Source organism: Halomonas sp. DP5N14-9, from assembly GCF_019802175.1.
GTDB classification, from domain to species: Bacteria; Pseudomonadota; Gammaproteobacteria; order Pseudomonadales; family Halomonadaceae; genus Halomonas; species Halomonas litopenaei.
On record NZ_JAHVHR010000029.1, the window covers coordinates 59,689 to 81,541 of the forward strand.

General features: G+C 63.7%; 20 protein-coding genes. 9 read left to right on the top strand and 11 right to left on the bottom strand.

Annotated elements, in window-relative coordinates:
• Positions 1-8: 8 nt before the first annotated feature.
• The 5 genes from KUW00_RS15100 to KUW00_RS15120 all read left to right on the top strand — a co-directional run bounded on the left by KUW00_RS15100 (position 9) and on the right by KUW00_RS15120 (position 4,112).
• Complete coding sequence (locus tag KUW00_RS15100; protein WP_045994789.1) at positions 9-311, top strand: HlyU family transcriptional regulator; 303 nt, start codon at positions 9-11, stop codon at positions 309-311.
• Between the two features lie 194 nt (positions 312-505).
• Positions 506-1,180, top strand: a complete 675-nt coding sequence (locus tag KUW00_RS15105; RefSeq protein ID WP_222569477.1) for a glutathione S-transferase family protein — start codon at positions 506-508, stop codon at positions 1,178-1,180.
• A 314-nt stretch (positions 1,181-1,494) separates the two neighbouring features.
• On the top strand, positions 1,495-2,460 hold the full coding sequence (locus KUW00_RS15110; RefSeq protein ID WP_222569478.1) for a sulfurtransferase: 966 nt from the start codon (positions 1,495-1,497) through the stop codon (positions 2,458-2,460).
• Positions 2,461-2,670: 210 nt separating this feature from the next.
• Complete coding sequence (locus tag KUW00_RS15115) at positions 2,671-3,879, top strand: YeeE/YedE family protein (protein ID WP_045994786.1); 1,209 nt, start codon at positions 2,671-2,673, stop codon at positions 3,877-3,879.
• 38 nt (positions 3,880-3,917) lie between these two features.
• Entirely contained in the window at positions 3,918-4,112 is a 195-nt protein-coding gene (locus KUW00_RS15120) for a hypothetical protein (RefSeq protein ID WP_045994785.1), read from the top strand.
• Between the two features lie 187 nt (positions 4,113-4,299).
• On the opposite strand, the gene KUW00_RS15125 is transcribed toward KUW00_RS15120, so the two are convergent.
• The 11 genes from KUW00_RS15125 to KUW00_RS15175 all read right to left on the bottom strand — a co-directional run bounded on the left by KUW00_RS15125 (position 4,300) and on the right by KUW00_RS15175 (position 14,933).
• Positions 4,300-4,593, bottom strand: coding sequence for a hypothetical protein (locus tag KUW00_RS15125; protein ID WP_045994784.1), 294 nt, complete (start codon positions 4,591-4,593; stop codon positions 4,300-4,302).
• A 223-nt stretch (positions 4,594-4,816) separates the two neighbouring features.
• Entirely contained in the window at positions 4,817-5,452 is a 636-nt protein-coding gene (gene nth / locus KUW00_RS15130) for an endonuclease III (RefSeq protein WP_108133358.1), read from the bottom strand.
• Positions 5,453-5,514: 62 nt separating this feature from the next.
• Positions 5,515-6,222, bottom strand: a complete 708-nt coding sequence (locus KUW00_RS15135; RefSeq protein ID WP_108133359.1) for an electron transport complex subunit E — start codon at positions 6,220-6,222, stop codon at positions 5,515-5,517.
• Positions 6,219-6,761, bottom strand: a complete 543-nt coding sequence (locus tag KUW00_RS15140; protein ID WP_181248662.1) for an RnfABCDGE type electron transport complex subunit G — start codon at positions 6,759-6,761, stop codon at positions 6,219-6,221. Before KUW00_RS15140 ends, KUW00_RS15135 begins: the two co-directional genes overlap by 4 nt.
• A 117-nt stretch (positions 6,762-6,878) precedes the next feature.
• Complete coding sequence (locus tag KUW00_RS15145) at positions 6,879-7,913, bottom strand: RnfABCDGE type electron transport complex subunit D (protein ID WP_222569479.1); 1,035 nt, start codon at positions 7,911-7,913, stop codon at positions 6,879-6,881.
• On the bottom strand, positions 7,910-9,664 hold the full coding sequence (rsxC, locus tag KUW00_RS15150; protein ID WP_222569480.1) for an electron transport complex subunit RsxC: 1,755 nt from the start codon (positions 9,662-9,664) through the stop codon (positions 7,910-7,912). The genes KUW00_RS15145 and rsxC overlap by 4 nt, the downstream gene beginning before the upstream one ends.
• Complete coding sequence (gene rsxB, locus KUW00_RS15155) at positions 9,651-10,217, bottom strand: electron transport complex subunit RsxB (protein ID WP_222569481.1); 567 nt, start codon at positions 10,215-10,217, stop codon at positions 9,651-9,653. The genes rsxC and rsxB overlap by 14 nt, the downstream gene beginning before the upstream one ends.
• Positions 10,214-10,804 carry an electron transport complex subunit RsxA gene (gene rsxA / locus KUW00_RS15160; protein ID WP_045994778.1) on the bottom strand — a complete coding sequence of 197 codons (591 nt, stop codon included), beginning with the start codon at positions 10,802-10,804 and terminating at the stop codon, positions 10,214-10,216. Before rsxA ends, rsxB begins: the two co-directional genes overlap by 4 nt.
• 63 nt (positions 10,805-10,867) lie before the next feature.
• Positions 10,868-12,910 carry a methionine--tRNA ligase gene (gene metG, locus KUW00_RS15165; RefSeq protein ID WP_045994777.1) on the bottom strand — a complete coding sequence of 681 codons (2,043 nt, stop codon included), beginning with the start codon at positions 12,908-12,910 and terminating at the stop codon, positions 10,868-10,870.
• 120 nt (positions 12,911-13,030) lie between these two features.
• Complete coding sequence (thiI, locus tag KUW00_RS15170) at positions 13,031-14,518, bottom strand: tRNA uracil 4-sulfurtransferase ThiI (RefSeq protein ID WP_222569482.1); 1,488 nt, start codon at positions 14,516-14,518, stop codon at positions 13,031-13,033.
• A gap of 133 nt (positions 14,519-14,651) precedes the next feature.
• Positions 14,652-14,933 carry a hypothetical protein gene (locus KUW00_RS15175; RefSeq protein WP_045994775.1) on the bottom strand — a complete coding sequence of 94 codons (282 nt, stop codon included), beginning with the start codon at positions 14,931-14,933 and terminating at the stop codon, positions 14,652-14,654.
• Between the two features lie 398 nt (positions 14,934-15,331).
• On the opposite strand from KUW00_RS15175, the gene KUW00_RS15180 reads away from it, so the two are divergent.
• The 4 genes from KUW00_RS15180 (at position 15,332) to KUW00_RS15195 (ending at position 21,669) form a co-directional block, all read left to right on the top strand.
• Entirely contained in the window at positions 15,332-17,275 is a 1,944-nt protein-coding gene (locus KUW00_RS15180) for a TolC family outer membrane protein (RefSeq protein WP_249742783.1), read from the top strand.
• A 271-nt stretch (positions 17,276-17,546) separates the two neighbouring features.
• Positions 17,547-19,652: a type I secretion system permease/ATPase gene (locus tag KUW00_RS15185; protein WP_108133366.1), complete on the top strand. Its 2,106-nt coding sequence runs from the start codon at positions 17,547-17,549 to the stop codon at positions 19,650-19,652.
• Complete coding sequence (locus KUW00_RS15190) at positions 19,652-21,070, top strand: HlyD family type I secretion periplasmic adaptor subunit (protein WP_045993760.1); 1,419 nt, start codon at positions 19,652-19,654, stop codon at positions 21,068-21,070. Before KUW00_RS15185 ends, KUW00_RS15190 begins: the two co-directional genes overlap by 1 nt.
• Complete coding sequence (locus tag KUW00_RS15195) at positions 21,070-21,669, top strand: helix-turn-helix transcriptional regulator (RefSeq protein WP_222569483.1); 600 nt, start codon at positions 21,070-21,072, stop codon at positions 21,667-21,669. Before KUW00_RS15190 ends, KUW00_RS15195 begins: the two co-directional genes overlap by 1 nt.
• Positions 21,670-21,853 lie beyond the last annotated feature (184 nt).

The following is a 21,853-nucleotide window of genomic DNA, read 5'->3' on the forward strand; positions in this document are numbered from 1 at the left end:
GAGTTCCCATGCTGAAGCAACTGTTCGGAGCGCTGTTCAAGGGGGACGGAAAGTCGTCGTCCCGGGCCGCGCCCGAGGCCGAAGCGGTCGAGTACCGTGGTTACCTGATCATCTCGCAACCCGAGGAGCAGGGCGGTCAGTTCCGCGTCAGCGGTGTCATCCGCAAGCCCATCGAGGGCGGCGAGACCCTGGAGCATCGGTTCGAGCGATCCGACCTGGTGCCGGGGCGGGAAGCCTGTGACGCCCTGATGCGGCAGAAGGCCGAACGCTACATCGATGAAGTCGGCGACGAGATGTTCGAACCGCGCTGATTGCTCACCACGACAACGGCGCCCTCCGGGGCGCCGTTTGTGTCTGTGGGGCGGTTGTTTCAGGCAGGTCGCTGCCGCACCCGTCAGCCCAATCAATACGCCCCGGCCCATGCCGGGGAAAGCCGCACCTCAGGCCATTGCCTGTCTCAGGGAAAGCCCCGCCTCAAGGCATGACTCGTTCCAAGGAGAGCCCCATGATCGTCGTGCACCATCTGGAAAATTCGCGTTCACTGCGTATCGTCTGGCTGCTGGAAGAGCTGGGCGTGGACTACGAGATCCGCCAGTACGCCAGAGATCCGAAGACCATGCTGGCACCCGCCGCACTCAAGCAGGTGCACCCGCTGGGCAAGTCCCCGGTGATCACCGATGAAGACGCAGGTAGCCGCGTGGTGGCGGAGAGCGGCGCCATCATCGACTACCTGCTCAGGCGCTTCGATACCGAGCATCGACTGTGGCCGGAGCCGTCAAGCGCCGACACCACCGACTTCGTGTTCTGGATGCACCACGCCGAGGCCTCGGCCATGCCGCCACTGGTCATGAATCTGGTGTTCAGCCGACTCGGCAAACCGCCGGTGCCGGCGCTGATGCGGCCGCTGGGCCGGCTCTTTGCCGAGGGCGTGCGCAAGCAGTATCTGGGGCCGGAGATCCGCCGTCTGATGGACTTCTGGGAGCACAGCCTGGAAGGGCGAGAATGGTTCGCGGGCGAGCGCTTCAGTGCCGCCGACATACAGATGAGCTTCCCGCTGCTGGCGCTGGAAGGTCGTGGCCAGCTGGGCGACCACCCGCAGCTTGGCGCCTTTGTCGAGCGCTGTCGCCAACGGCCCGGCTATGTCCGCGCCGTCGAACGGGGAGGCGAACTGTCGCTGTAACCTGGTGCGGAAGGACGCTCGCGCATCGTCTGGCAGAAAGGATCCTGTGGGAATGGCCGAAGGACCTTTTGGCAAGCACCTTGTGGGAAGGACCTCGCATGAGGAGCGTGACAGTAGGAGCGTGCACGAGGGGTGTGCTACCAAGCGCCTTGCCTGACAAGGCATTGCGCCTGCTGCGTTGCTCGGCATTCGCTGGAGCGAATATTCATGTCGGCAAGTTATGAGCATGAAAATTATTATTCATTGCAAGCATATTGAGTTTGCTGCTCCGAGCGGGATAATGGGCGTCAACACCCACCTAGGAGGTCAAGATCATGCTGAGGTCCCTGACATTTGCCGGTGCCTTGCTGGTGGCAGGCTCCGCCCAGGCGCTTGAGGTCGATCCGCTGGTCAGCCCCGCCTGGCTGAGCGAGCATCTGGACAACGATAATCTGGTGGTGCTGGACATTCGCTCCAGCATCGACAATGGCGGCGATCGCTCGAGCTTCGAAGACGCCCATATCCCGGGCAGCCTGTACTCGAGCTATACCAAAGACGGCTGGCGCGAGAGTCGTGACGGCGTCACCGGGGTGATGCCGCCGGTGTCGAGTCTACAGCGGCTGATCGGTGGGCTCGGTATCGACAACGACGATACCGTGGTGCTGGTACCGGCGGGCACGGGCGCCACCGACTTCGGCAGCGCGGCGCGGGTCTACTGGACCTTCAAGGTACTCAGCCATGACCAGGTGGCGATCCTCGACGGTGGCTTTGCGGGCTGGAAGGAACAGGGGCTGGAGGTCGTCAGTGGCCCCGTCGAATATCCCGACCCGGTGCGCTTCGAGGGCGCCCTGGACGAGTCACTGCTGGCCACCACTGAAGAGGTCGAGGCCGCACGGGAGTCCCAGGGGCAGCTGGTCGACGCTCGCCCCGAGGATTACTTCAAGGGGGACAATCAGTCGCCGGCGGCGGCGGCCCCCGGCACCATCCCGGGTGCCTTGAACCTGCCTCACCAGAGCCTGCTGGCCAACGATGGCGGCGCCTGGCGTCTGGACACCGCCCAGGTGACCTCGCGGATACAGGCGGCCGAGCTGGACGCCAGCGCCAAGACCGTGGCCTTCTGCAACACCGGCCACTGGGCCGCCACCGACTGGTTCGTGCTCAGCGAAATCGCCGGCTTCGACAATGTGGCACTGTACGACGGCTCCATGGCCGAGTGGACCCAGGATGAGTCACGCCCGTTGGCGGTGGCCAAGCAGGGACTGGGCAAGGTGCTCGACGCCCTGGGCCTTGGTGACGACTGATCGCTCTGAGGCTCCGGCTGCCCTGAGGCTCCGGTTGGCGCCTTGTTAAAGCGTCGATTTCGCGCAATTGCTGCGCCTTTGCTACGTTATCGTTGCCTCGCTTCTGCGTCCGTGCCGGACCTGTTGCTGGATGGCAGGGTTTGACGCTATCGCCACGCCGCCGACCCCGGGTCGCCGGCGTGGCCCTCTCATCACGAGTAGATCACTACCATGACACAGACTTCCGCTGCGGCCCCCGTCCAGGGCCGCCTTCCTGTCGATCGTTTCGTCGTCGGCGTGGCCCTGGCCGGGATGCTGATCCTGGGCGGGCTGGTGTGGCTGGAGACCGCTCCTTTCCTGGTGGCGCTGTTCGGCGTCGGTATCGCGCTGGGGATGGCGCTCTACCATGGGGCCTTTGGCTTTACCGCCGGCTGGCGCAACCTGGTCACCAAGCGTCGCGGCGCCGGCATGCGTGCCCAGTTGATCCTGTTTGCACTGACCTCTGCGCTGATGATTCCGCTGCTCGGCAGCGGAGAGCCCGGCATGGTGGGGGCGGTGGCGCCCATCGGCACCTCGCTGGTGGTGGGCTCCTTCGTGTTCGGCCTGGGCATGCAGCTCGGTGGAGGCTGTGGCTCAGGCACGCTGTTTACCGTCGGCGCCGGCAACCTGCGCATGCTGGTGACACTTGCGTTCTTCATCATCGGTGCGGTGGTCGGTTCGATCCACCTGCCGTGGTGGCTCGACCTGCCGAGCCTGGATCCTGTCAGCCTGATCGACAGTGTCGGTGTCATCGGCGCCATCGCGGTACAGTGGGCGGGACTGGCGCTGGTGATGCTGTGGGTCAATCGCGTGGAACGCCGCGCCCATGGTTCGCTGGAGCGCTCCGAGCTGCGCCTGGCACCTGCCGAAGGCGGGGTGCTGCGCACCCTGGTGCAGGGACGCTGGCCCTTCGTCTGGGCGATCCTGGTGCTGGCGATCGGCAACACCCTGACCCTGGCCATCGGCGGGGCGCCCTGGGGCATCACCTTCGCCTTCAATCTTTGGGGCGCCAAGGCGTTGCAGGCCATCGGCGTGGACATGAGTCAGTTCGAGTTCTGGACCTGGGACTACCCGGCCATGGCGCTGGCCGATTCGGTGCTGGTGAACATCACCTCGGTGATGAACTTCGGTCTGCTGCTGGGTGCCATGCTGGCGGCGGGTCTGGCCAATCGCTTCAATGAAGCCAGTCGCAAGCCCATCGAGGGACGTCAGTTCCTGGCGGCGATCATCGGCGGCCTGCTGCTGGGCTACGGTGCCCGCCTGGGCTTCGGCTGCAATATCGGCGCGCTGTTTTCGGGACTGGCCTCGGGCAGCCTGCACGCCTGGGTGTGGTTCGCCTGCGCCTTCGTCGGTTCGCTGGTGGGGATTCGCCTGCGCCCCTGGTTCCGGCTGCCCAACTGATCGACCGACCCACTGATCCATTGTTCAAGGTGATTCCCATGAAAGCCGCCTATCATCGAAGCCGCGTCATCGGTCTGTTGCTGGCGATTCTGGTATTGATCATGGCCGACCACCTGGCCAGTCCCACCTTTGCCTTCAACATGGGCGACGGCCACGCTCGGACCTCGCTGAACCAGCGTGACGCCAGCGCCTGTGCGCCCTGTGGGGCGCCGTGCCCGTCCACTCGCCAATAGGGCTTGCATGAAAATTGCCTGCGCTCGCCGACTTTTCGTAGAAAGCCTGGAATTATGCCTGCGCTCGGTGACGGTTCTCGGTCCAGGCCCTGTGGGCTCACCCTAGTGTGAAGGCATTGGCGATAAAAGAGGCGCCCCTGCCATGGCAGGGGCGCCTCTTGTGGTCGTCAGTCTGACGGGGAGACGATCATTCTCGTGGGTCCTGTTCCCGGCGGGGGATCTTCGGCCCCAGCGGCCCGAGCCACAGCCAGACCTGAAGCACTACCAGGATCGGTAACAGCCAGGTCGGCGCGCCCACCGTCCACACCAGCACCTGGTGGATCATGAAGGCGGTCAGGCCGCCGAGCAGGCCAAGCACCGGGAACATCAGAGGCCGCTCGGAGCCCGGGCGGCCACTAAGCCGGAACAGCGAGCCGGTGAAGGCGCCGAAGCTCACGGCCATGGCCAGCGGAATCCAGAGTTGCTGTAGCACTTCCTGCATCGTTAACCGCTCATGTTGAGACTTGGGCCCTCAGGCTAACGCGTCTGGCCGCCGGCTGCGCTTGAACTTTGGCGTAATTCGCCTGGCTTTCGGCTTTCGGCTTTCGGCTTTCGGCTTTCGGCTTCCGGCGCTGCATCCTTGGTGATGGGCGCTTTCGCCTGTGGTGCTGGGGGCCAGGACGGGCGAAAACCGTCGCTGGGTGCAGTCGCGGCCCATGCAAGGTCTAGATGTCGGTCTTGTCCTTGAACTCGCACAGATCCTCGATGACACAGCTGCCGCAACGTGGCTTGCGTGCCACGCAGGTATAGCGACCATGGAGGATCAACCAGTGGTGGGCGTCCTGGCGAAATTCGCGGGGGACGTGGCGCACCAGCCGTTCCTCGACCTCCACCACGTTCTTGCCCTTGGCGATGCCGGTGCGGTTGGAGACCCGGAAGATGTGGGTGTCCACGGCGATGGTGGGCTGGCCGAAGGCGGTGTTGAGTATCACGTTGGCGGTCTTGCGTCCGACCCCGGGCAGGGCCTCCAGCGCCGGACGGGTGGCCGGCACCTCGCCGCCATGGCGCTCGATCAGCAGATGGCAGGTCTTCATCAGGTTTTCGGCCTTGGTATTGAAAAGGCCGATGGTCTTGATGTGTTCCTTGAGCGCGTCGATCCCGATATCGATGATCGCCTGGGGTGTGTTGGCCACCGGGAACAGGCGAGCGGTGGCCTTGTTGACGCCGACGTCGGTGGCCTGCGCCGACAGCAGTACCGCGGCCAGCAGTTCAAACGGTGTGCTCCAGTTGAGCTCGGTGGTCGGCTCGGGATTGTGGGCCCGCAGGCGGGTAAAGATCTCGTGGCGTTTGGCAGCGTTCATGCTCGTCTCTTTGGTTGGCAAGCCAGGGGCTGAATCGACAGCGGGCCAGGCCGGGCGGATCTTCAGCGCACGACTCCGGTAACCCGCACCCGGCGTTCGTCCCTGGGCGTCCGGGTCGGCGCCGGGCGTCGGCGCTTCACGGCGTCGTCGATGGCGTTCTTGGCGGCGATCAGCAGCCCGGTGATCAGAAAGGCGCCTGGCGGCAGCACCAGAAACAGCATGCCGCCATCACCCGGCAGGTGCACTGTCCAATCACCGGCTGCGTCGCCCAGCAGCAGGTCCATGCCGGCGAACAGGGTGCCTTGCCCCAGCAGTTCGCGGATACCCCCGATCAACACCAGCACCAGAGAGAAGCCGAGGCCGTTCATCAGGGCGTCGAACAGGGCCGGCTTGAGCGGTTGGCGGGAGGCAAAGGCCTCGACCCGAGCCAGGATGGCGCAATTGGTGACGATCAGCGGCAGGAAGATGCCGAGCACCTGGTAGAGCTCGTAGGCCAGCGCCGCCATGGCCAGTTCGACGCAGGTCACGAAGGCAGCGATGATCAACACAAAGGCCGGCAGGCGTACCTCAGGGCGTACCTGGTGGCGCAGCGCCGAGGCCGAGGCACTGGCGCCGAGCATCACCCCCAGGGTGGCGATCCCGAGCCCCAGGCCATTGACCACACTGCCGGTGACGGCCAGTAGCGGACACAGGCCGAGCAACTGGACCAGGGCGGGATTGTTGCTCCACAGCCCCTTGATGGCGATGTCGCGAGCGTCGCTGCGGGTCATGGGCTGGGCTCCTGGTTACTGGCATCTGGCGTATCACGCGGCGACCCGGCAGCCAGCACCGCTTCGTTCACCGCCTGGATGACGGCGCGAGAGGTGATGGTGGCACCGGTCAGGGCTTCGATGGCGCCCTGCGGGGCCAGGTCGAGCTGGCGGCGCGCGAGGCCTTCGAACTGATCGACCCAGGGGCCCTTGCGGCGCTCGATGGCGTCGCCAAGCCCTGGCGTCTCGCGGTGATCGACGACGCGCACTGCCGTGACACGCCGCTGCGGTGTCAGTGCCACCAGCACCTCGACGGGGCCTGCGTAGCCGAGCGCTGAAGAGGGTTGCAGGGTGGCGAGCAGCGTGCCGCTTTCGTCCAGCGCCTGCCAGCCTTGGTCACCGGCCGGCGCCGGCACCAGCCTGGCGGTGCCCTGAGGCGCCAGGCTTTCCAGCAGGGCGTCCTGGTGGGCCTGGCGATTGGCCTCGATACGCCCCTCGCTGAGCGCCTGGGTCAGGCTGACCGCACCCAGGGTCACCAGGGCGAACAGGGCAAGTTTCACGGCCAGTGTTCGCGGAGCCGACGTGTTGCTATCAGGGCTATTCATCAGCGCAGTCTATCAGTGCTTTCCAAGTGAGGCGGTCGTCCATCAGCGCTCTTGACCAAGGCGGGTCGCTGGCTAGCCGTCATCGTTGTGCCTCCGGGTGGCTCGAGCATTCGATGGCCGGTCGGGCACCAGCTGGTCGAGCAGGGGGGCTGCCAGGTTCATCAGCAGCACGGCGAAGGCCACGGCGTCGGGGTAGCCGCCATAGGCACGGATGATCATCGTCAGAGCGCCGATGCCGGCACCATAAGCCAGGCGTGCACGACGACCGCTGGCGGCACTGACAGGGTCGGTGACGATAAAGAAGGCGCCGAACATGGCCGCGCCGCCGAGCAGGTGGAAGCCGACTCCGCCGCTGGCCGACAGTTGATCGAACAGCCAGGCGAGCAAGGCCATGGAGGCGAGCATGGACAGCGGCAGGCGCCAGTCGATCAGCCGGCGGTAGAGCAGGTAAAGACCTCCGGCCAGCCAGGCCACGGCGACTTTGCGCCAGGCCTCCAGCGCCGCTGGTGCCACTAACTCGGCGAGGCTGGCGTCTGCGGGGCGATGGCGGTAGGCGTCCAGCGGTGTGGCACCGCTCATGGCATCCAGTGCCGCTGGCGGGTGCTGGCCCAGCCAACGTGCCAGCCAGGTCGAGGGCTCGACGGCGTCGGGGCCGAATAGCCCCGAGGGTGCGGGCCACAGGCTCATCTGGGTGGGGAAGGACACCAGCAGCAGGGCGTAGCCCACCATGGCGGGGTTGAACAGATTCTGGCCGAGCCCGCCGTAAAGGTGCTTGGCCACCGCCACGGCGGCAAGCGAGCCGATCAGGATCAGCCACAGGCTGGTGCCCGCCGGCAGCGCCGCACCCAGCAGTACCCCGGTCAACAGGGCGCTGCCATCAGCGATGGTCGGCGAGACGGGCCGCCGACGCGCCACCAGCATCATCGCCTCGATCAGCACACAGCAGGCCGCTGCGGTGATGACGTTGGTGACGACGCCAAGGCCGAAGAACCAGCTCTGGGTGATGAGTCCGGGCAGGCAGGCCAGCGTCACCCGACGCATCAAGGTAGCGCTGTCGTGTCCACGGCGAGCGCTGTCTGCGCTGGTGTGGCGGTGAAGGTGGCTCATGGCCGGGTTTCCTCCTGACGGGCGGCCTTGAGTCGTGCATCGGCGGCGGCGAGGTGCTGTCTGGCGGTATCCAGCTGAGTCTCGAGGTCGGCGAGGACATCCGCCGATTGCTGCTGCTGGGCGGCGCGCTCCAGCGCCTTCTCAGCCTTGCGTGCCGCGGCCTTGGCGGCTGCCTGGGCGATGCGCAGGCCACGCACGTCCGGGGCGCTGGCAGCGCCTTTTGCACCGGCTGAGCTATCCTCGGCGCTGCTTGCGTCACGCTCCTGGCCGCGCCGGGTGGCGGCCTGACGACGGGCCTGGCGACGTGCTTCACGCTCGGCCGCCTCGCGCTGCTCGCGGGCCTGGCGTGCCTCGAAGCGGTGGCGGGCCTGGTCGGCCCGGGCGCTCTCGGCGCGCGCGGTGCGCAGGCGCTGCTTGGCCTCGCCGAAGCCGTTGGCCAGCGGCAGATGGCTGGGGCAGACGTAGTCGCAGGCGCCGCACTCGATGCAGTCGAACAGGCCGTTGGCCTCGGCCTTGTGGTCTTCGCCTGCCTGGGCGTGCCACCACAGCTGCTGAGGGGCAAGGCCCGCCGGGCAGGCCGGCTGGCAGTCGCCGCAACGGATGCAGGGGCGTGCGGGGGGCGGCGTCGGCAGTTCTGCCGCGTCAGCGGCGATCAGGCCGTTGGTGGTCTGGGTGATGGGTTGGTCAAGCGAGCTGATCGCCTGGCCCATCATCGGCCCGCCTTCGATCACCCGCGACAATCTGGCGCGATCGAGGCCGGCGTCCTGCAGCAGGTAGTCGATGGCGGTGCCCAGGCGCGCGGTGACATTGCCGGGGCGTGCCAGTGCTCGGCCCGCCAGGGTCAGGGTGCGTTCGATCATCGGCTTGCCGAGCGCCACCGCGTCGTGGATGGCCGCCAGGGTCCCGGGATTGTGACACAGCACGCCGGCGTCCACCGGCAGCTGGTCCGAGGCGAGGCGGCGGCCCAGCAGGCGCTCGATCAGCTGGCGCTCGCCGCCGCTGGGGTAGCGGGTGGGGATCACCTTGAGTCGTGCCGGACAGGGCAACTCGTTTAGCCGGGCCCGCACGGCGCTGGCCGCCTCGGGCTTGTCGTCTTCGATGCCGATGACAATAGAGGCGGCCCCGGTGGCATGGGCCACCATCGCTGCACCGGATAGCACCCGGTCGGTGTGCTGGCGCAGTGTCTGGTCATCGGCGCTCAGGTAGGGTTCGCACTCGGCGGCGTTGACCACCAGGGTATCGATGCCCGCCTGGCGTGCCGCGCGGACCTTGAGATGGGCCGGAAATCCGCCGCCGCCCATGCCGGCGATGCCGGCGTCGGCAATCCGTTGGATGATCTCGTCGGGGGCCGCGCCTTGCCAGTCGAGCGGCGGCAGCCAGTGGTGCTGTGAAGCGCCGTCGGCCTCGATCACCACGGCGGGCGGGTGTTGTCCGCCGGCGTCCGCCTCGTCGTGCATGAACAGCGCGCTGACGTGGCCCGAGATGCTGGCGTGCACCGGCAGCGCCAGATGGCCGACGGCGCGTGCCACTGGCTCGCCGGCACGCACGTACTGGCCTGGCTTGACGATGGGCTGGACCTCCCGCCAGGGCTGGTCGCGGCCATCTTCCAGCAACAATGTCACCCTGGCCGGTAGCGGCGGCGTGCGTATGCCCAGGTCACGGGTCTGCGACTTGCGGGTAGGGGGCAGCACGCCGCCAGCGGGCCGGGTACCCGCCGCCAGTGATCGCCAGAGCCGCTCAAGTACTGCCATGAAGCGTCTCCGTGGTGCGGTCGCTGGCGATGATGCCGGCGGTCCAGTGGGGTTGTGGCTCTCTTGGCAGCATGTCGATGCAGTCCACCGGACAGGGAGCGATACACAGATCACAGCCGGTGCATTCGTGTGCGATGACCGTGTGCATCATCTTCGAGGCACCGAGGATGGCGTCCACCGGGCAGGCCTGGATGCACTTGGTGCAGCCGATGCATTCATCTTCCCGAATAAAGGCCACCCGGGGGGTATCGTCGGCGTCGCCGTCGAGCGCCAGAGGTTCCCGACCAAGCAGTTCGGCCAACTCGAGGATGGTTGCCTCGCCGCCCGGTGGACAGCGATTGATGGCCTCTCCCTGCTCGACGGCTTCGGCGTAGGGCCGACAGCCGGGATAGCCACACTGGCCACATTGGGTCTGGGGCAAAAGGGCGTCGATCTGCTCCACCAGGCCATCCTCGCCGTCCTTGAAGCGACGGTTCAGCCAGCCCAGCAGTCCGCCGCAGACACCGATCAGTGCGACCATCAGGACCACGCCGACAAGACTCGTCAGGCTCATGGAGAGCCCCCGGTGGCAAGTCCGGTGAAGCCCATGAAGGCCAGCGACATCAGGCTGGCGGTGATCATGGCGATGGCTGCACCGCGAAACGGGCGCGGTACATCGGCGCCCGCCAGGCGTTCGCGCATGGCCGCCAGCAGGATCAACACCAGCGAGAAGCCCAGAGCGGCGCTGAATCCGTACAGCAGCGCATCGAAGAAGCCGCCGTCGCGACCCAGGCTCAACAGCGCCACGCCCAGCACCGCGCAGTTGGTGGTAATCAACGGCAGGAAGATGCCGAGCACCCGATGCAGCAGGGGGCTCAGGTGGCGCACCATGACCTCGGTGGCCTGGACTACCACGGCGATCACCACGATAAAGGCGATGGTGCGTAGGTACTCAAGATCCAGCGGCACCAGCAGATAACGGTGCAGCAGGTGACTGGCCGCCGATGACAGGGTCAGTACGAAGGTGGTGGCAAGGGACATGCCCAGCGCCGATTCCAGCTTCGAGGACACCCCCAGGAAAGGGCATAACCCGAGAAACTGCACCAGCACGAAGTTGTTGACCAGGGCGGTACTGACGAGGACGAGAAGAACGTCGGTCATGGAATACACGAGATAACGGCCGGCGGGCAGGGCCCCGCCGGCGCATGGGCGTGATGGAACCCCTTAGCTGACCCGCTGGCCGGGTTCTGCGCCACTGTGGGGTTCGAGCAGATAGATGCCGTCGTCGTTGCCAGCCGCCAGCACCATGCCTTCGGAAACACCAAAGCGCATCTTGCGCGGTGCCAGGTTGGCCACCATGACGGTCAGCTTGCCTTCGAGAGCCTCCGGCGAATAGGCGCGACGGATGCCGGCGAAGACCTGACGGCTTTCGCCGCCGAGATCCAGCGACAGCTTGAGCAGCTTGTCGGCCCCTTCGACGTATTCCGCCTTGGCGATGCGGGCGATACGCAGGTCCACCTTGGCGAAGTCGTCGAAGCTGATCTCGTCGGCGATCGGCGTCTCGGCCAGCGGTCCCTTGGGTGTTTCCTTGAGCTTCTGTTCTTCCACCAGATCCTCCTTCGATGCTTCGATCATGGCATCGATACGATCGTTCTCGACCCGGGTCATCAGCGGCTTGAACTTGTTGACGGGGTGATCGCCCAGCCAGGTCTCGCGGCTGTTCCAGTCGAGGGTGTCGAGATTCATGAACAGTCTGGCCTGTTCGGCCATGGCCGGTACCACCGGGGCCAGGTAGACCATCAGCTGACGGAACAGGTTGATTCCCATGGAGCAGATGTCGAGCACTTCCTGCTCGCGGCCTGCCTCCTTGGCCAGCACCCAGGGGGCCTGGTCGGCGATGTAGCTGTTGGCCTCGTCGGCCAGTTCCATCACCTTGCGCATGGCGCGGCCGAACTCCCGCTGTTCATAGTAGTCGGCGATCTCGTCACCGGCGGCGATGAAGCGTGCCAGCATGTCCGGCTCGGCGCAGTGAGTCGACAGCTGCCCACCTCCGAGCTTCTTGACGAAACCGGCGCAGCGGCTGGCGATGTTGACCACCTTGCCCACCAGGTCGGCATTGACCCTGAGCGCGAAGTCCTCGAGGTTCAGGTCGAGGTCATCGACACGGGAGGTGAGCTTGGCGGCGAAGTAGTAGCGCAGGTACTCGGGATTGAGATGCTCGGCGTAGGTCGCGGCCTTGATGAAGGTGCCGCGTGACTTGGACATCTTGGCGCCGTTGACCGTGACGAAGCCGTGGCAGTTGACTGCGGTGGGGGTGCGCATCTCGGCCCCGTGCAGCATCGCCGGCCAGAACAGGGCGTGGAAGTAGACGATGTCCTTGCCGATGAAATGGTAGACCTCGGCCTTTGAATCGCGCTCCCAGTAGCTGTCGAAGTCCAGCCCCTCACGCTCGCACAGGTTCTTGAAGCTCGCCAGGTAGCCGATCGGAGCGTCCAGCCAGACATAGAAGTACTTGCCCGGCGCGTCAGGAATCTCGAAGCCGAAGTAGGGCGCGTCGCGGCTGATGTCCCACTCGTTGAAGCCGGACTCGAACCATTCCATCAGCTTGTTGCGGATCTGCGGCTGGACATGGTCGTCCTTGATCCAGGCACTGAGGAAGTCGGCGAAGTCAGGCAGCTTGAAGAAGTAGTGGGTGGAGCTGCGGACTTCCGGGGTGGCGCCGGAAATAGCCGATACCGGATCGATCAACTCGGCAGGGGTATAGGTGGCGCCGCAGGCCTCGCAGTTGTCGCCGTACTGATCCGCGGTGTGGCACTTGGGACAGGTGCCCTTGATGAAACGATCGGCCAGGAACAGACCCTTGACCGGATCGTACATCTGCTCGATGTCACGGGTGGCGATGTGCCCCTTGTCGCGCAGGCGCTTATAGATAAGCTCGCTGAAGTGGCGGTTTTCCTCGGAGTGGGTCGAGTGGTAGTTGTCGAAGGCCACGCCGAAACGGGCGAAGTCCTGCTGGTGTTCGCGGGATACGCGGTCGATCAGCGCCTCGGAGGTGATGCCCTCCTGCTCGGCACGCAGCATGATCGCGGTGCCGTGGGCGTCATCGGCGCAGACGTAGTGGCACTGGTGGCCGCGACTCTTCTGGAACCGCACCCAGATATCCGTCTGGATGTACTCCAGCAGGTGGCCCAGGTGAATGGCGCCGTTGGCGTAGGGCAAGGCGCTGGTGACCAGAATCTGGCGCTTGTCGGGTGCGGTGATGGACATGGTGTGACGTGATATCCCGTTGAAAATCAGGCGACGATTGTAGCTAGGATCGAGGTCGTGTGCATCCGCTATCGTGCTTGGGCGCAGCCATGAAAAAGCCGTTGCGCAGACGGTGCATTGTCAGGAGGACGCCACCAGCAGGCCGACATGCTCAAGGCCTCGGTCCTTGAGGTGCAGCGCCTGGAGGCGGCTCATGACGCCCTGGTCACAGTAGAGGAGATAGCGGGTGTCGGGATCCAGCGCATCGCTGCGGGTCGCCAGTTCATAGAAGGGAATATGATCGACGGGACAGGCGAGTGGCCCAAGCGGACGGCGCTCGACGTCGTCCGGGGGCCGCACATCGATGACCCGGGTCGCCGTTCGGGCGAAGTCGTGGAGCCCTCCAAAGGAGACTTCTGCCAGGGGCTCCTGGGAGGGTGCGCTGACGCCTTTGGATACTGGCGCATCGACAGGCTGGCGAGTGGCGCTGGCCAGGGCGCGATCCAGCAGGTCGGCCGGTAGCCTGGCCTCTGCCACCTGAAGTTCCTTCTCCGACGCCTTGACCCTGGGGCGGCTGGACATCCCGCCGCAGTACTCGGGCATTCGGCTCGACGCCTCAGCGGTAGCGATCCGGTGGGCCTCATCGATGATGGTCTGCTTGTCATCGGTCAGCAGCGGTCGCAACACCGGCAGGTGGCTGGCGCGGTCGATCAGGCCGAGATTGGTCAGTGTCTGGCTCGATACCTGGGCGATCGCCTCTCCTGTCACCAGGGCGGGGATGCGCGCGCGTTGCGCGACTCTTGCGGCGGCCTCGATCATCAAGCGCTTGAGCACCAGCGACACCAGGCCATCAGGTACCTCGCGACGCAGTGTCTCGACCACTTCCTCGAAGGGAACGGTGATGAAGTTGGCCTTGTGGGAGGCGCTGTATCGTTGCCACAGGTCTCGGGTCAGCGCCTTGACCGCGCTTTCCTGTTCCTGTCCGCCAAAACGAAAGAGGACAAAGTGACACTTGATGCCGCGCCTGAGCATCCGATAGGCCGCCACCGGGGAGTCATAACCCCCTGACATCAGTACCACTGCCTCTCCCTGGGTGCCTAGTGGAAAGCCACCGAGGCCCGGCCCAAGGTCGACTTCCTCGATCAAGGTGTCGCCATCGATCCGCAGTGGCACCACTACCTCCGGGGTGCTCAGGTCGACCCTGGCATCAGCAGCATGGGCGAGCAGCGCTGCGCCCAACGCACGCTCTACCTCCACCGAACCGAAGTCGTGATGTCCCTTGCGCTTGACCTTGACCTTGAAGCGCTTGCCTTCGATGTCCGATGCCCGTTCGCACGCCAGTTGTTCGATGGTGTTCTGCCAGTCCCCAAGCGGCCTGTTACGTGTCCTGGCCACGCGCTGAACGCCCGGTATCCGGGTCATGCTTGCTTCCAGTGCCAGACGATCGCCGCGAGAAAGCTCCCGCGGAAGTCTTACGACCAGATGGTCCCATTGGGCAACGACCTTGGTCTTGGGCTCCTGGCGCCTGAGTGCATTGCGCAGATTGGTGGCCAGGCAGCGACCCATGTGGCGTCTCACCGAGGCGGACTTGGTGGCGATGTCGGCAGAAAGGGAAAGACGATATTCCATGGTGTGAACGCCGAAACTACGATGTAAGAATAGTAACCTTGATCCAGATCAAGTTTGATGGAGATCTTCGAGATTCCGCCGACGGCAGGGGGGCGATCGGCGGGGGGGCAGGAAAAAAAGACGAAAAAATGCGTCAGTACAGCGCTTTTTCTTCCTGTACGACCTCTTTGAGAAGCTCCAGGAAGAGCCGGTCGGCTTCGGAGTGCTCCTCGGCGCTGTCAGGGATATGAATGCTGGTGGTGTCCGAGATTTCGTTGGCAATGTCGGCCATGACGCCACTGTCGCTGCCACTTTCCAGGTGCCGGCGGGCGATCTCGAGAGAGGTCTCCAGGACCTTGGGGTCCTGCAGCAACTTTTTGATAAAGCCGGTCAATTCATTGATGACACGGGTTTTTTGAATTTCGGATGAGGCCATCGGTGACTCCTTGGCTAGGCGCTTGATCCAAGGGATTACGATAGCATGTTTGTGGACTGCTACGGGACAGGTTTGCTGTAGGGCGATGTTGTGGATTCTGTCAAGTGGTGCCTTGCCTGACCATGATGACATTGAATGACGATATGTTACTGAATGTGTTCGAATGTGAGAGGATTGTAGTTGTAACAGTAGTTGTGGCTGGATGGGATGTTAGCAGCGTTGGGGAAGCGCTCGACAATCGGCGCTACAGGGAAACTGCTCGCCCATCCCGGGGATGATGAGAATGGTAGCGCCGAAGCAGCACGGCTGGTCCTGCAGAATCCGGGGTTGTTGGGCTAGTTCGTTGGTACTAGATTCAACTGTACTGGCTGCGGCCATTGATAATTAAGGGAACACGAATGAAAACGATCCGCCGAGAACCTCGCTCTTCCATGGTGCGGCCGCTGGTCAGTGCCATCGCATTGGCCTCTACGTCAATGCTGATGGGGTCAGGAGTCATGGCCCAGGACGCGCAGACATTGCCGCCTGGCACGACATCGCCCGGTGCGGCGACCCTGCGTGACGTCGTGGAGCAGACCATCAATACCAATCCTGAGGTGCTAGCGGCCTGGAATGGCTTTCAGGCGGCGGGCCACGATGAGCGGGTGGCCTTTGGGGGCTATCTGCCTCAGATTGACGTCAATGCAGGCGTCGGCCTCGAGGATCGTCAGAACGATCAACAGGGCAGCTACGACACCGACTATGTCGAGGTGACGCTGAACCAGATGATCTATGACGGCTTCGCCACCGCCAGTGAGGTCGAGCGTCTGAGCCGGGCAGAACTGGTACGCTACTACGAGCTGCTGGGGGCGAGTCAGGACGCGGCGTTGGACGCAACTAATGCCTATCTTGATGTTCAGCGTTACCGTCGCCTGGTGGGCCTGGCCCAGGACAACTATCAGAAGCACCTGGAGGTCTACCAGCAGATCGAGGCCCGCGCTCTGTCAGGTGCCGGTCGTCGTGTCGACCTCGAGCAGATCAGCGGTCGCCTGGCACTGGCCGAATCGAACCTGATCACCGAAGCCTCCAACCTGCACGATGTGTCTGCGCGATTCCAGCGTCTGGTGGGGGAATTGCCGCCGGAAGCGTTGGCGCCGGCGCCGACCTTCGCCGAGCAGCTACCCGCTGACGTCGCCCAGGCGTTGCAGCTAGCCTACGAGGGTAACCCGGACTTCCATGCCGCCATCGAGAACATCGAGGCCGCCCGCGCCGAGCGTGAAGGCACCAAGTCGCCCTTCCATCCCAGGCTTGACCTGGTGGGCCGCAGTGGTACCTACAAGGGCAGTGACACCGACGGCGACTTCATTTCCGACAATGATCATGAAGACCGTCACAGCATCGAACTGGTGGGTAGCCTCAATCTGTATCGCGGCGGCAGCGACCTGGCGTCGTTCCGCGCCGCCAGTGATCGCGTCGAGCAGGCGGTCAATCTGCGTGACAAGGCATGCGTCGACATTCGTCAGACCACCACCATCGCCTACAACGACACCCGTCGTCTGCGCGACCAGTTGGAATACCTGAACGAGCACCGTCAGACGACCGATCGCGTACGCGGAGCCTACAAGCAGCAGTTCGATATCGGTCAGCGTTCGCTGCTCGACCTGCTGGACATCGAGAACGAGTATTTCGAGGCGAGTCGTGCCTATGTGAACGCGCAGTATGACGTCGCTCTGGCAGATGCGCGCACCCTGCGTGCCACCGGTAGCCTGCTGGAGGTGCTGGAGGTGCGCAAGGATGGACTGCCGAGCCTCGCCGAGCTGGACAGCAACGGTGTGTCGATCACGCCGGATATCGTCTGTCCGGCGGTAGGTCCGCGGTCCTACAGCATCGAGGAGCTCACCGGCTCCACACGGGCTCCGGACGTCGTCATGCCTGCGGACGCTCTGTTCGAGATCAACAGCTACGTGCTGAGTGCGAGCGCCAAGCAGGAACTGAGTGCGTTGGCCGACCGTATCCGTGGCCGTAACGACCTGGTCCGGGTATTCATCGCTGGCCATGCGGACATCTCGGGTACCGATGCCATCAATGATCCACTGTCGCGTAATCGAGCGGCAGCGGTGGGCCAGTACCTGGTCAGCCAGGGCGTCAGTGCTTCGCTGATTGAAACCCGGGGCTATGGCTCGCATCGGCCTGTTCAGTCCAACGACACCGTCGAAGGTCGTCGCCAGAACCGTCGAGTGGAGATCACACTTGAACGCAGTGGCGAGAATCTGGACATGGGGGCATTGCCTGGTTCCGCCGGTGATGACAGTGTGTCCCTTGCCTGGGCGCGAGGGGAACACGGTCGCGGCCTGGAGGGCTAGAAGCTCAGTGGATGATCGCGTCCTCGCTTCTCGGGGACGCCATTTCCCGGAATATGGATGCAACTGCCACGTTCTGGTCCTTGCATTGCCGCAAAGGAAGCCGTGACGACAGCAGGGATGATAGGCCGGGTCGCACGGAAAGGGCGTTCTGGTACAGCCATCGGCCGACAGAGAGGTTTACGTGGACGATTCACGAGTTGCGGATGAAGCAGAATTTACAACACCTGAAGCGCAGGAGCAGGACGAAGACAGAGGCCCAGTCAAGGATGAGTTGCTGGAAGTGCTGCTGTCGATTGCTCACTACCACGAGCATGATGTCAGTGCGGATTCCCTGACAGCGGGCCTGCCGTTGGAAGATGGCGCACTGACGCCAGGGATATTTCCCCGGGCGTCGGAACGTGCCGGGCTGACGGCGCGACTCGTCAAGAGTCGCCTCGTTCAGTTGAACCCTGCGCTATTTCCTGTCGTGCTGTTGCTGGAGCCAGGGCGCGCCTGCGCATTGCTCGATATCGACGTCAAGGCGCGTACCGCGCAGGTGATTTACCCCGAATTGGGGCAGGCGTCTGTAGAAATCTCGCTGGACGAGCTTCACGAACGTTACAGCGGGACGGCGATCTATACGCGGCCGCGGTTCCGTTTCGACGCCCGGTCGAAGGATGTCAACGAGAAACGTTCTGGGCATTGGTTCTGGAGCGTGATCAAGGAAAACAGACGCCTTTACCGTGACGTGATACTGGGCTCCGTCGCCATCAACATCTTCGCGCTGGCGATGCCGCTGTTCGTTCTCAATGTCTATGACCGCGTGGTGCCCAATCACGCCACCGAGACGCTGTGGGTGTTGTCCATCGGTGCCCTGATCGTACTGGCATTCGACTTGACGCTCAGGTTGATGCGTTCGAGCTTTGTCGATCTTGCGGCCAGTCGAGCTGACGTCAAGCTCTCGTCGCGTATCATGTCTCGCGTCATGGGGATGCGGATGGAGGCCAAGCCTGCCTCGACCGGTTCCTTTGTCTCGATGCTGCAATCCTTCGAGTCGGTTCGGAGCTTTATCGGCTCCGCCACCGTGATCGCCATGGTGGACCTGCCGTTCGTTCTGATGTTCATCGCCATCATTGGCCTGATAGGACCTGCACTGGTCATTCCTATCGTGGTTGGCGTGCTGTTTATCTTGCTCTACGCCCTCGGTGCCCAGGGAAAGCTGCACGACTTGTCGGAAACGACCTTGAAGGTAGGGGCGCAACGTAACGCTACTCTGGTGGAATCGGTCTCCCAGCTCGAGACGGTCAAGACGCTGCGGGGCGAGAGCCGAGTTCAGGGGCAATGGGAGCAGGCCAGCGCCTTCCTTTCGCGTACCGGCGCTCAGCTGAAGTTTCTCGGAACCTCGGTCACCAGTATCGCCCAGTGGACCCAGAATACCGTCGGTATCTGCGTCATCCTTATCGGCGTCTATCTGATCATCGACGGCAATCTCTCCCAGGGCGGGCTGATCGCTGCCTATATGCTGTCGTCTCGTGCGCTGGCACCGGTCAGCCAGGCCGCCGCACTGCTTGCTCAGTATCATCAATCTGCCACGGCCCTGGAGTCGTTGGATAGAGTGATGGAAATGCCGGTGGAACGTGAGGAAAAGAGCTACATCGATCGTCCCGCCGTCAAGGGACTGGTGAAGTTCGACAAGGTTACCTTCCGCTACCCCCAGGCCGAGAATGACAGCCTTCGCGACGTCTCTCTGTCGATAGCACCAGGCCAGAAGGTGGCGCTGCTGGGACGAGTTGGCTGTGGCAAGACCACGTTGCAGAAGTTGCTGCTCGGTCTGTACCAGCCGACGTCGGGAGCGGTGCTGATCGACGATGTGGACATTCGTCAGTTCGACCCCCTGCAGTTGAGGCGACATATCGGCTATGTGCCTCAGGACGTTCGTCTGTTTTACGGCTCATTGAAGGACAACATCATCGCCGGTGCCGGCAGCGAAGGGGTGGATGACGATCTGCTGCTCAAGGCCATTCGTATCAGTGGACTCGATGGACTCGTCAGCACACACCCTCAGGGCGTCGAGCTGCAGGTAGGCGAAGGCGGACAGATGCTTTCGGGTGGGCAGAAGCAGGCGGTAGCGATCGCGCGTGCCATCGTGCACGATCCGGCGATCTTGTTGCTGGATGAGCCGACCAGCGCCATGGACCACGCCAGCGAGGAGGCCTTCAAGCGCAACCTCAAGGATTACGCTGGGGGCAAGACGATGGTGGTGGTGACGCACCGCACGTCCCTGCTGTCGCTGGTGGATCGTATCGTGGTCATCGACTCTGGCAAGGTGGTCGCAGATGGTGAGCGTGACAGCGTCATGGATGCGCTGCGCAAAGGCCAGATCGGGAGGGCCAGCTGATGTCCAGCAAGAGTGCCGAACAGAAGGGATTCGAAGGCGTCGGTCGCGTATCACGCAAAGGTGGCAAAGTCTTTCGCCCCTTTATCGACCGGTTGTTTGCGCGTCGCGTCAGCGCATCCCATCTCAACAGAGATTGGGCGAGTGACGCTGACTGGGCGCGAATGCAGCAGGATCCTCTGCGCGCCAGGCTGATGCTGTACATGGTTGTCGTGGCGATCATCTGCGTGATCGTCTGGGCCTGCTTTGCGCCGATCGATGAGGTGACACGCGGCAGCGGCAGGGTCATACCCTCCAGCCAGCTTCAGCGGGTGCAAAGCTTCGATGGAGGCGTGGTTCAGGAGATTCGCGTCAGCGAAGGTGATTTTGTTTCCACCGGCGATCTGCTGATGCGCATCGACCCGACGCGTTTTCTCTCGAACTTCAACGAGAACCGGGCGAAGGCGGAAACCCTGCAAGCCAAGGCCGAGCGACTGAGGGCGCTGGCTACCGGGTCGGACTTCTCTCCATCGGAGGCATTGATCGAGCAGGCGCCCAATATCGTCTCCCGTGAGCGCGAGCTATACCACAGTAGTCTGGAAACGCTGGATGAGCAGAAGCAGATACTGCAGGAGCGACTGGCACAGCGCCGGGCGGAGCTCAACGAGGCGACTGCGCGTCGCAACGCAGCCAGTCGCGAGCTGAATCTCGCCAGTCAGGAACTCAACATGACGCGCCCTCTGCTGTCCAGCGGGGCGGTCTCAGAGGTTGAAGTGCTGCGCTTGCAGCGTGAGGTCTCCAGGGCGAGTGGTGAGCGCAATCAAGCGACGGCTCAGGTGTCGCGGCTGGAGTCGGCGATTCAGGAGGCGCTGGGCGAGCTTCGCGAGGTCGATGCGAAGGCGCGCAATGAGTGGCGTCAGGAGCTTTCGGCGACCCTGGGTGAACTGTCGGCCCTGGACGAGTCCAGCGAGGGGCTTCAGGACAGGGTGCGCCTCTCCGAGATACGTTCGCCGGTCGATGGTGTCGTTCAGCGTCTGGCGATCAATACGATCGGCGGGGTGGCTCAGCCCGGTCAGGAGGTGGTCGATATCGTCCCGACCGACGACGCCCTGGTGGTCGAGGCCAAGATCGCGCCGCAGGACATCGCGTTTCTACGCCCGGGCCTGCCTGCGACCATCAAGCTGACGGCCTATGACTTTTCCATCTATGGCGGGTTGGATGCCCAGCTGGAGCACATCAGCGCGGACACTACCACCGATGAAGAGGGAAACACCTACTATCGGGTTCGAGTGCGAACCGAAGACAGCGCTGAAGCCGAAGCGGTGGATGTCATCCCGGGCATGACCGCTCAGGTGGATATCCTGACCGGCAAGCGAACGGTGATGCAGTTCCTGCTGAAGCCGGTACTGCGCGCCTGGGGTAACGCGATGGGAGAGCGGTGATGACTCGATACCTGGTCTACCTAGGAAGTAGCGAGGTACCGCGCTGGAATGATGCCTTCAGTGAACTGGAAGTGGTCGCTCCTCACAGTGTCATCGATCATGCCGTCAAGGGCGATCTCGCCTGGGTAGTGGTTGAAGGCGGCGACTGGACGGGACTGTGCACGCGTTTGGCCAGCAAGGGAGTGCTGGTGTCGGTGCTATCCTTCAACCCGCATTCCGCAGAAGCGTATGAAGCCTTCACCGCTGGCGCCAGGGGCTATGTCCACGCGCTTTCTACCCCCGAAGTGCTGCGTCAGGTCGATGTCGTGGTGAGGCACCGGGGCATCTGGCTTTGGCCCGAGTTGATGGACAGCCTGGTGGGCGGTGTCTTCAAGGCCATGGGTGGGGCGCCTGCCGTGCACCACGACATGCTGGAAGGTTTGACCGAGCGCGAGAAGGATGTTGCGCTGGCTGTGGCGGAGGGCCAAAGCAACAAGCTGGTGGCGCGAGAGCTCGGTATTACCGAGCGAACCGTCAAGGCCCATCTCGGGGCAGTCTTCCGCAAGTTGGGGGTCAAGGATCGGATGCAGTTGATCCTGCGCCTCTCCAGGGATCGTTGACGGCGAAAAAAGTGGTCATTACCGCGCGACAGTTTAAAGGGGGCTTTTTGCCCCCTTTTTCTGTGGTAGAACGGTTGATCTGATGTCGTCAAGTGCTGGCGTCTCGGTCTCTGCACCTTACTCCGGAAATAGAGCCCTGGAATAGTGCCGTTACTTTTCGGTCTGGGAAAGTCGTTGGTTGAAG